Source organism: Sphingomonas sp. CCH5-D11, from assembly GCF_001557395.1.
Taxonomy (GTDB): Bacteria; Pseudomonadota; Alphaproteobacteria; order Sphingomonadales; family Sphingomonadaceae; genus Sphingomonas.
In genome coordinates, this window is sequence record NZ_LSKH01000183.1 from 1 (window position 1) to 3,532 (window position 3,532).

4 protein-coding genes are annotated in these 3,532 nt (G+C 59.1%); 1 reads left to right on the forward strand and 3 read right to left on the reverse strand.

The window, feature by feature from the left end:
* A partial coding sequence (locus tag AX702_RS22545) for a hypothetical protein (RefSeq protein ID WP_066779540.1) occupies nucleotides 1-987 on the forward strand: 987 nt, incomplete at its 5' end.
* Nucleotides 988-1,340: 353 nt separating this feature from the next.
* Here AX702_RS22545 and AX702_RS11260 read toward each other — a convergent pair.
* From AX702_RS11260 to relB, 3 genes are all read right to left on the reverse strand, one after another.
* On the reverse strand, nucleotides 1,341-2,474 hold the full coding sequence (locus AX702_RS11260) for a TIR domain-containing protein (RefSeq protein ID WP_066779542.1): 1,134 nt from the start codon (nucleotides 2,472-2,474) through the stop codon (nucleotides 1,341-1,343).
* Between the two features lie 540 nt (nucleotides 2,475-3,014).
* The gene (locus AX702_RS11265) at nucleotides 3,015-3,287 is read right to left on the reverse strand and encodes a type II toxin-antitoxin system RelE/ParE family toxin (RefSeq protein ID WP_066779545.1); all 273 of its coding nucleotides are present in this window, start codon (nucleotides 3,285-3,287) and stop codon (nucleotides 3,015-3,017) included.
* Nucleotides 3,284-3,532, reverse strand: a 249-nt coding sequence (gene relB, locus AX702_RS22875; protein ID WP_331710395.1) for a type II toxin-antitoxin system RelB family antitoxin, incomplete at its 5' end; no start/stop codon positions are given. The genes AX702_RS11265 and relB, both read right to left, overlap by 4 nt.

A 3,532-nucleotide genomic window follows, 5' to 3' on the forward strand; every position in this document is an offset into this window, starting at 1 on the left:
GCTCCCGACCCGCTCGCCTTCACCCCCGTGCCCCGCAAGCACCGGCACGATGGCTGGACGGCGGAGCGGCAGCGCGGCTTCATCCACGCGCTCGCCGAAACCGGATCGGTAAAGGCCGCCGCCCGCCGCATCGGCAAGACCACGGAGGGCGCCTATCACCTGCGCCGCCAGCCGGAGGCGGAAAGCTTCCGCGCCGCCTGGGAGGCCGCGCTCGCCAGCGGCGTCCAGCGCCTCACCGATATCGCCATGGAGCGCGCGATGGAGGGCGTCCCCGTCCCCGTCTTCCACAAGGGCGAGCAGATCGGCGAGCGCCGCTGGTACAATGATCGCCTGCTGATGTTCATGCTGAAGCATCACCTGCCCGATCGTTACAACAACACCGCGCTCGCCCCCGGCACCAAGCATCCCGAGACGATCGCGCGCGAGGCGGCGAAGCAATGCCCCGCCTGCCGCGAGCGCGCCGAGGCGGACGAACGCCGCGCCTTTGCCGAGGCGGAGGCCGCCAAGCAGAGCAGCGAGGAATTCCTCGTCCACCTCATGCGCACCTATCAGATCAAGGTGCAGAGCGAGCGCCGCGAGCGCCTCGCCGGCAATTGGGCCGCCGCCGATTTCTACCTGCGCCAGCTCAACTTCTTTGAGCTGATCCTCGAAGGCTGCGGCGAGCGCATGGACATCATCGACATGCACACCCGCAGCCGGGGCGGCGACGGCATGTACGAGCGGGAGATCAACTGCGGCACGCTCACCCCCATCCTCGACAAGCTGCGCCGCGACATCTGGGAGGCCGCCGACGAGCCACCCCGCCCGCCGATCGACCTGCGCGACTTCCTGCCCGGATCATGGATGGACTATCAGGGGGACACGGCCAGGGAACGCCAGCACGCCCGCGCCGAGGCGCAGCGGCGGATCGCGGAATCGCAGGCGGTGTGGGAGGCGTCAGCGAATGAGGAGACTTGGAGCCGCTTCAAGGAGCTAGGCGGAGCCTAGCGACTGTCGCGGAAGCGGTCCCGGCCGACGACCGCCTGGTGACGCCGGGCGTGTCGATCGACGGCGCGGCTTTGCCGCGGCGGGGTGCGGCGTTTCGCGGATTCATTTCTTAGCCAACTAGGCTGCAGTGGGCGTTTGAACTACCAACCGTTTAACTTCATTAACGCCATATATAGTCGTGCAACTGAGATCATCTACGTCTCTTAGCCACTTAAACTTCATATTACGCGCCGGCTGCTTGCCAGCCTAAATCGCGAACAGTTTGCCGCCTGCTAGCAGCGGGGCTGACAATCCGGTAAGGGTCGTTACGCTTACTTGGATCGTCTCGACTTGTTTGAACGCTCGTTGTTGCCTCATCCTTGTGATTTAGCGCTACGGAAGTCGGAGAACGCCTCTAGCAGTTTAAATGTGGCTTCCATGTCGAGGCCGTCACCGCTGTAGCGACACTCGTACAAGCCTTGCAGATTTGAAGGAAGTAATACGCCATCCTCCACGAGCAAGATAAACTTACGGGTGTACCAAGCACGAGCGACACCGATTTCGATCAAGACATTTTGATTGATTACGGGTACCTCCTTGCCCTCTTTGTCATAGAGAATGCTATCCGTTCCGACGTGAATGACAGCGGCCTGACATGACCGCATGTCATCGAGAACCTTGTCTGGGACGGGCTTAGCAGCGGTTTCGTTGTTCTTAGCGATTACTGGCTCGAAGCCACCATGCCTCACAATTTTTTCAATCTGCCCAAGAATCTTGGTATTCTTTCCGTGAGTGATAAACACCCGTCGAACCTCATCTTTGGGAAGATTGGGAGGCACAGAATTGAAGGCAGCACTTTGGCTTGCACCATGCTCAAGGAAATTACCGGTCGACCAATCAGCCGCATCATCTTCGACAGCCTGATCGTTTGCGGGCTCATCAGCCGCCGAAGCAGCTTTCTTCGACGTGATGCCTGCGCCCTCCAAAAACACGAACTTATCGCCTTTGATGTCTGCTAAAACACCGGCGCTCTCAGCATTGGCCTTTAAGATGGCGAGTGCCTGCTCAGCGCGCTCCTTTGGCAGCCCCATGTCCACAAGCACGTTTTGGGCGATTACGTCCTTGGGAAACTTGGCGTTGTTGTAACGTTCGAGAAAGTCACGTTGAATGCGGGGCTTTAGGATAGCTTCGCGAATGCCCGCCATGTCCTCACCATCCTCGGTGGGCCGGACAATCTTCAAGCCTAGTGGGGTAAGCGTGATTTCTGCGGCGTTGTAGCCACCATCCGTCAGCCCATACGCAATGGAAGAGCCGCAAAGATTTCGCCAGGGCCCGCTGGTTGGCTTCACGCCAAGAGCCATCGCCACTCGAAGCGGGGCTGTCCCTTTTCCGGCAAAGTTGTCCCAGAGACCCTGTGCGAGCCTCAAAACCTGATCGATGGGAGTATTTGGGAAATCGCTTTGGCTGACCTGAATGCGCTTAGGCTGATTGGGCGTTGCAGCGGCCATGAGATTCCTCAGCGATGGATTTAGGTTCGGACTGTTTACCGTGTTCGATGTGAGCAGTACACATAGAATCATCTGATTGTCTTGCTAACGCTCCCGACCTGGGACACGTCGTCGACAACTCTTCTATGGACAGACAATTCTCTCTGTTGATCGCGGCTGTACTCGCCTCCGGAACAGCGCCAAGTTTCTTCATACGCGGCATTTAGGAGAACGGACGCCGGAGACAGCCATGACCTTAATGATCGTCGCCAAGCGATGTGCCTCTGGAGCGCCATTTGACAGGCCGTTCAATCGGCATTGTGGGCCCATCAACATCCGGTCGCAACAGACAGCGCGCCAACTTATTTGAATAACTACGAACGCTATGGGTCATCACATCCGACGCCGCGAGGAACAGTTATGCGGCATGCTCAATGGTTCACACTTTCCCGCAAGCGTTCTTGCCTTTCTACTGCTTCTCCAGCAGGTTGCACAACGCATCGCAATCACATCGTTTTGCGGTCAAGCTCTTGTGCTCCGTTGCAAGCTACCCCCCGATAATCAGGGATACTGACGGCGCGAGTGAACAACTGAAACGATCTCGACCGTCTCGGCACTTACCCTATAGATCAGAATATAGTTAGGGTGGACCACCGCCTCGCGGGTGCCGGGCGCCCGCCCCGTCCGGTACATGAACGGATGCTCCGGCAGTCGCTCGGCGCAGCCTTCGATCACGTCCTGAAGCCGCACCGCCGCAGCTTCATTATAGTCAGCGATAAAGGCTATGATGGCGCCGAGATCGTCCAGCGCTTCTTCGCGCCAGATCAGGTTCAAGCGTCTTTGCCCGCCGGCTTACGGTCGGCGATGATCGCTCGAATGCGGGCCATCGCCTCGTCGTGCGGCACCGGAGGGCGAACGTCCGCAAGCGACTTGGCAACCTTCGCCCTAAGCCACCGGTCATATGCCTCGGCGGCTTCCTCACTGTCGAACTCAGACACTATAGGCGAAAGCTCGTTCACAGGACGAAGGTACGCTGTCAGCGAAGAATTGCAACGGCGAGTTCGTCCGCAGTCGAGCGA

Coding starts and splice junctions, on each gene's coding strand:
- AX702_RS11260 (WP_066779542.1), bottom strand. CDS start 2,474: ATGGCCGCTGCAACGCCCAATCAGCCTAAGCGCATTCAGGTCAGCCAA.